This window comes from Arthrobacter sp. CG_A4 (genome assembly GCF_035985125.1).
GTDB lineage: Bacteria > Actinomycetota > Actinomycetes > Actinomycetales > Micrococcaceae > Arthrobacter.
Genome location: NZ_JAXCID010000032.1, coordinates 43,104 through 49,351, shown reverse-complemented (window position 1 = coordinate 49,351; position 6,248 = coordinate 43,104). Strand labels below are relative to the sequence as shown.

Sequence of the window (6,248 nt, the reverse complement as noted above, 5' to 3'; positions counted from 1 at the left end):
ATCCTCAGAGAACTCCAACGAGTCCTCGCCGCATGGCTCGGTTACTGCCCCCACTGCCGACAACGAGCACCAACATAACAAAGTACTACTAGGAGACTGCTGATTAATTCGGGGTTTAAGGCGCGCCTCCGAAGGGATCCGGCGTCAGCGATGCTCCAGATCAGTGCTGCGATTCGAGAATGGTTGACGGGGCTATGCGACACTGCGGTCCTTCACTCTTGACAGTACGTCCCGTTGAAAAGGCGGGAGACGAAACGATTGCAGGCGATGCCGCCCCCCACCTGCACGAGGTTTCCAAAGTCGACTTAGGGCGGCCAGATATCTAGTTGTGACGGAACTCCATGCGATCAGTTTCATCGGGATTCCGCCATGATTGCGGGTTCCCCATCGATCCACTTTTTTTCGTCCGAAGAATACCTGGAGACAGTAGGGGTCGCGCTCGATTGATCGATTCGCTTCCGACCACTGTAAGAGATCCGGTACTCGGTCAGCTCGCCATTCGAGCGACGGAAGGTAAGAATCCACGGCACACCTTGAAGGTTGCCGGCTTTGTTGTAAGGCCTATAGGACCCAACCAGATTTCCGACGTTCCATTTGCCGCTGGAACCACCGGAACCACGCCACCACTGAACAAGATCCGCCAAGACTCCCAGCGGCACGGCGGCTGGTCGCCGATACTCGCCGTCCTTCTCCTCAAGTCGATCGTCGTCAGCTACCGGCTCGTCGGTCGATGGTTCTGACAAAACCGGCTCAGGTTCAGTTGGTTCTCCCAATAACTCTTCCGGCGCAGGAAGGTTTGCAGCAGCCCTGGCGGACTGCATTTGTTCGAGAAACTGCTCTGACTTCAACGAGCTAACGGCAGCAACTTCCGAGTGCGACGCTGCGCGCTCCGACGCATTGCCGATGGCACCAAGCAACTCAGTCTGCGCGATCGAATCTAAGTATGTCTTCTTAGACTGAACACGGTAGATCGTCACGCCGACGGCAGCCCCAAAGCAAGTGACAGCCAGAGAGAACAGCGACAGAGCGCCCGAGACCGGATCTTGGGCAGTTAAAGCGGCAACAGGTACCGACAGTGACGCTCCGACGGTAAGAATATAGGCGCCTCGTTCGGCTAACAACCATCCACGAGGTGGCGTCCAGTCAGTTGGCGGTTCCCCCACTTGGCCAGCTACGTTCACTTCTTGCCTTGGGCCGCAGACGTTATTCCGTGACGGAACTCCACCACGTCGCCGTCGACCATGACATATTCCTTGCCTTCGATCCGGACCTTGCCGCGGGCCTTCGCCTCAGCCATGGTGCCGGCCTCCATTAGATCATCGAAGGACACCACCTCGGCCTTGATGAAGCCACGCTGGAAGTCGGAGTGGATCACGCCGGCCGCCTGCGGGGCGGTGTCGCCCTGGTGGATGGTCCAGGCCCGGGTTTCCTTGGGGCCGGCCGTCAGGTACGTCTGCAGCCCGAGGGTGTGGAAGCCTACGCGGGCCAGCTGATCGAGCCCGGACTCGTCCTGGCCGTTCATTTCCAGCATCTCGCGGGCCTCTTCCTCGTCCAGCTCCACGAGGTCCGATTCGAGCTTGGCGTCGAGGAAGATGGCGTCCGCCGGGGCAACCATGGCCCGCAGCTCTTCCTGCTTCTCCGGACTACCCAGGATGCCTTCATCCGCGTTAAAGACGTAGATGAAAGGCTTGGCGGTCAGGAGGCTGAGCTCCCTGAGGTGCTCCATCTCCAGCTTGTCGCTCTTGACGGACGCGAAGATGGTGTCACCTCGTTCCAGCACGGCCTGGGCGGCCAGGATTGCTGCCAGTTCCGGGGCTCCCCGCTTCTTGATCTTGACTTCTTTTTCGATCCGGGGGACAGCTTTTTCGATCGTCTGGAGGTCCGCCAGGATCAGCTCGGTGTTGATGGTCTCCATGTCCGAGCGGGGATCCACCTTGCCGTCAACGTGGATGACGTCGGGGTCATCGAACACGCGGACCACCTGGACAATGGCCTCGGCCTCGCGGATGTTGGCGAGGAACTTGTTGCCAAGACCCTCGCCCTCGGAGGCGCCTTTCACAATCCCGGCGATGTCGACGAAGGACACCGGGGCGGGGAGCAGCCGCTGGGAGCCGAAGACGGCGGCCAGCTTCGCGAGCCGCGGGTCCGGCAGGCTCACGACGCCGACATTGGGCTCGATCGTGGCAAACGGATAGTTCGCTGCGAGCACCTGGTTTCGGGTCAGTGCGTTGAAAAGAGTTGATTTGCCGACGTTGGGCAGTCCGACGATGCCGATAGTAAGAGCCACGAGGATAGATTCTACCCGCTGCGGCCGGGGATCTCCGCGGCTGCCTGGTCCGCCAGCTGGTGTGCCACCCGGCGAGCTGTCCGCAGGGAGCCGGACCAAAACTGTCACAGCGGCATGCCAGAGTGAAGACATGGACGCTTTTGCACTGATACTTGCCCTACTCATGCTGCTCGTCGGCGCCATCGCCGGCGCCGCCGTCGCCTATGTGCTGCTGCGGCGCCGCTCTCTGGCCGTCGAGCAGGACTTCGACGCCGTGTCCGCGCGGCTCTCCGAGGTCAGTTCCCAGTTCGCCGCGGCCGACGCCGAGAGGCGCCTTCTCGCTGCGCAGAACCGGGAGCTTGGCGAGTCCAGGACCCAGGACGGCAGCGTGCTGCGGGCCCTGGCCCCGGTGGCAGAGAAGCTCAGCGCGGTCCAGCAGCAGGTCTCGCTGCTGGAGCGGGACCGGCTGGAGCAGTACGGCCAGCTTGCCCAGCAGTTACAGGAAGCCAGGCTCTCCGATGCGCAGCTGCTGCGGTCCACCCTTGCCCTGGAGTCCGCGCTGCGGTCCAATAGTGCCCGCGGCCAGTGGGGTGAAGTCCAGCTCCGCAGGGTGGTTGAGGCTGCCGGGATGCTGCGGCACGTCGATTTCCACGAACAGCTGCACAGTGCCGCGACCGACACCAGTGTCCGGCCGGACCTCGTGGTGCAGCTCCCTGGCCAGAAGCAACTGGTGGTCGATGCCAAGGTGCCGCTCGCGTCCTACCTTGAGGCCCAGGAACTCGGCACGTCCGGCCGGAGCGGCGCTGCCTCACCGGCCGGGCAGCAGGCGCACCTCCTGGCCCATGCGAAGGCACTGAAGGCCCACGTCGATGCACTGAGCAACAAGAAATACTGGGACATCCCCGGCAACTCCCCCGAGCTGGTGGTCTGTTTCCTGCCCGCGGAGTCGATTCTGGCGGCCGCGCTCTCGGCGGATCCGGCACTGCTGGACTATGCCTTGTCCAGGAACGTGGTGCTCGCCTCGCCGGGGACCCTGCTGGCGGTGCTGAAGTCCGTCGCGTTCACTTGGCGTCAGGACGTCCTCACGGACAGCGCCCGGGAACTCTTCGAGCTCGCGCACCAGCTCTACGAGCGGATGGGGACGCTGGGCGAGAACGTCACCAAACTCGGCGCCTCGCTCAAAACCTCGGTGGACCGCTACAACTCCATGGTGGGCACGCTCGAGGCGAGAGTTCTGCCGACCGCCCGCAAGCTCAACGCCCTCGACGCAGCGGGGCTGGCCACACCCGCTGCCGTCGAGGTCACGCCGCGGTCCGTGGCGGCCCCGGAACTTCAGCCGGGCAACGGGTCAGAGCTCGTATCCGGGAGCGGGTCCCGGAGGGATACGGGGCCCGGACCCCGGCGGGAGCCGGAGCCGGAGTCCGGCGAGTCCGCAGCCTAGGGGTGCCGGGTCAGGACGTCTGGGCGGTGCGTGCGCCGCGGCCGCCGAGGGCGCGGGTGACATCGCCGGCCTGCTTCAGCGTGGCACGGAGTTCCTTGGGCAGCGAGAACAGCAGGTCCTCCTCCGCCGTGACCACTTCCTCGACCGAGCCGTACCCGTAGTCGGCCAGGAGCCGCAGGACGTCCTTGACCAGAACCTCCGGGACGGAGGCACCCGAGGTCACGCCGACGGTGGCGACGCCCTCGAACCACGCCTCGTCGACCTCGTTGGCGAAGTCCACCCGGTAGGAGGCCTTCGCACCATATTCCAGCGCCACCTCGACCAGCCGAACGGAGTTCGAGGAGTTGGCCGAGCCCACGACAATCACCAGGTCGGCCTGGGGCGAGATCTTCTTGATCGCCACCTGGCGGTTGGTGGTCGCGTAGCAAATGTCGTCGCTGGGCGGATCCTGCAAGGTGGGAAACCGCTCCTTAAGCAGACGGACGGTCTCCATGGTCTCGTCCACACTGAGCGTGGTCTGGGAGAGCCAGATGACTTTCTCCGGGTCCCGGACGGTGACCTTGTTGACCTCGTGCGGGCCGTTGATGATCTGGATGTGTTCGGGGGCTTCGCCTGCGGTGCCTTCGACTTCCTCGTGGCCGTCGTGGCCGATCAGCAGGATGTCGAAATCGTCTTTCGCGAAGCGGACCGCCTCTTTGTGCACCTTGGTCACCAGCGGACAGGTGGCGTCGATGGTGCGCAGGCCACGGTCCTCGGCGGACTGGACCACTGCGGGCGAGACGCCGTGGGCCGAGAAGATCACCAGGGCCCCCTCGGGCACCTCGTCGGTTTCTTCAACGAAGATGGCCCCCTTTTCCTCCAGGGAGCTGACCACGTGCACGTTGTGCACGATCTGCTTGCGCACGTACACCGGGGGGCCGTAATGTTCCAGGGCTTTTTCCACCGCAATAACAGCCCGGTCGACGCCGGCACAGTAGCCGCGCGGGGCTGCCAGCAGCACCTTTTTGGGACCTGGTACGGGGGCCGCCGCCAGCACGTCTTCCGGAGTGCGCCGACGGCGCGGAACGGTTGGCATCGGAATGGAAACAGCGGTGGACGTCATCCCTCAATCCTACCGGTGTTGGCTGCAGCCCGTTGTGGGCCCTGCCTGCAGGCTGCGGCTAGAGGTCATTTTCGTTAGGTCGTCGGGTCAGACGGAGCCTGGACCTTTTCGCGCTGCGGGACATGCCCATTCTTCGCACCTTGGACTGGGCATAATGACACTATGTCCATCCGCTGCCCCCGACGCGGGGCATGTCCCTTTGAGCCGGTGTCCAGTCCAGCGGGACATGCCCATTCTTCGCACCTTGGACTGGGCACAATGACACTATGTCCATCCGCTGCCCCCGACGCGGGGCATGTCCCAGAGTCCGGCCACCGCGCTCCTCTACTCAGACACCAAACCCCCGACGACCTAACGAATATGCCGGTCAGCCGCTGCGGCGTCCGCCGAGTACCCGGACCATCAGCCCCAGGGCCAGCAGCATCCCGCCAAGCACCACGGCGACCAGGATCCATTGCCCGAAACTGCCGGTGGAGGCTGCAACAAACTCGCGTTTGAAAATCTCCGCGACCTCGTTACCGCTCTTCTTCCGTGCCACCGCAGCCCCGGCGGCGTCAGAAGCCAGCTTCCAGGCGCCTGCCAGCACGAGGGCGCCCGCCCCCGCTCCGGCGAGAACGGTCCAGCGGCGCCGGGCCGCAACCAGGGCGATGGCGAACGAGATAACGGCACCGACGCCCGCGGCGTAGCCCATCGGGGCGTAAGCAGAAACCCGCTCGAGGAACTGCCGCTGGCTGGGCTGCCCGATTTTGATCAGGACCTGGTCGGGGGCCTCCAGCGGCAATCGGGTGGCCTCGGCCACCTGTTTGGCTACCAGCCCGGCCAGCGGCGCGGCGTCTAGGGTTAGGGCGCTCACCCCGTCGATTTCAGCGGGCCGGGTGTCCGGGTCGACAAAACTCAGCCGGTGGCTCTTGCGCAGGGTCTCTGTCCAGGCCTCGGGATACCCGGGCAGACCGGTCAGGGACGTCGCCGCGCTCTCCAGGACCGGCCGAGCCAGTTCGGTGAGGACTTCGGGGATCCGGTCCGAACCGAGGCTGCCGACGGCGGCCGCAGCCAGCCGCTGCCGGAAGACGGGGTCCGTGCCGAGCGGCGCGGTCAGGGCCACGAAACCGTCCTCCTGGACGATATTCCGGTCCACCCACATGGCCGGTACGGCGATAGCTGCCATAACAAGCCCGATGAGAACAGCCAGAGCCGAGACAAAAGTGCGCAAGAGAAAATCCTAGGAAGGGGGAGGCCGGGAGTAGTGCCATCCTACGGCGGCGGTCCCGGGATCTATAAAGTCAGGCTCTGGTGGTAAAGCTATGGATAGAGTTGAGCAGACAATCCGCAGCCGGCAGACACAGCAATTCATTAGACACAGCCCTTCGACAGACCCAGCCCTTCAGTAGACCCAGCCCTTCGACAACCACAGCCCCGCAAAGGACCAGCACACATGCACA

At 64.2% G+C, this 6,248-nt stretch carries 5 protein-coding genes; 1 reads left to right on the top strand and 4 read right to left on the bottom strand.

Annotation, left to right across the window (positions count from 1 at the left end; genetic code table 11):
* Window positions 1–353 precede the first annotated feature (353 nt).
* Complete coding sequence (locus RCH07_RS13725) at window positions 354–1,121, bottom strand: hypothetical protein (RefSeq protein WP_326968033.1); 768 nt, start codon at window positions 1,119–1,121, stop codon at window positions 354–356.
* Window positions 1,122–1,177: 56 nt separating this feature from the next.
* The gene (gene ychF, locus RCH07_RS13720) at window positions 1,178–2,287 is read right to left on the bottom strand and encodes a redox-regulated ATPase YchF (RefSeq protein ID WP_326968032.1); all 1,110 of its coding nucleotides are present in this window, start codon (window positions 2,285–2,287) and stop codon (window positions 1,178–1,180) included.
* A gap of 130 nt (window positions 2,288–2,417) precedes the next feature.
* Here ychF and RCH07_RS13715 point away from each other — a divergent pair, with 130 nt between their 5' ends.
* Window positions 2,418–3,707: a DNA recombination protein RmuC gene (locus tag RCH07_RS13715; protein ID WP_326968031.1), complete on the top strand. Its 1,290-nt coding sequence runs from the start codon at window positions 2,418–2,420 to the stop codon at window positions 3,705–3,707.
* Between the two features lie 10 nt (window positions 3,708–3,717).
* On the opposite strand, the gene RCH07_RS13710 is transcribed toward RCH07_RS13715, so the two are convergent.
* Both RCH07_RS13710 and RCH07_RS13705 read right to left on the bottom strand, forming a co-directional pair.
* Window positions 3,718–4,809: a 4-hydroxy-3-methylbut-2-enyl diphosphate reductase gene (locus tag RCH07_RS13710; protein WP_326968030.1), complete on the bottom strand. Its 1,092-nt coding sequence runs from the start codon at window positions 4,807–4,809 to the stop codon at window positions 3,718–3,720.
* A 367-nt stretch (window positions 4,810–5,176) separates the two neighbouring features.
* Window positions 5,177–6,019: a hypothetical protein gene (locus tag RCH07_RS13705; RefSeq protein ID WP_326968029.1), complete on the bottom strand. Its 843-nt coding sequence runs from the start codon at window positions 6,017–6,019 to the stop codon at window positions 5,177–5,179.
* Window positions 6,020–6,248: the final 229 nt, after the last annotated feature.

What these genes read in the sequence shown, in the direction of transcription:
- RCH07_RS13715 (WP_326968031.1), top strand. Translation starts at nt 2,418, where the DNA reads ATGGACGCTTTTGCACTGATACTTGCCCTACTCATGCTGCTCGTCGGC.
- RCH07_RS13710 (WP_326968030.1), bottom strand. Translation starts at nt 4,809, where the DNA reads ATGACGTCCACCGCTGTTTCCATTCCGATGCCAACCGTTCCGCGCCGT.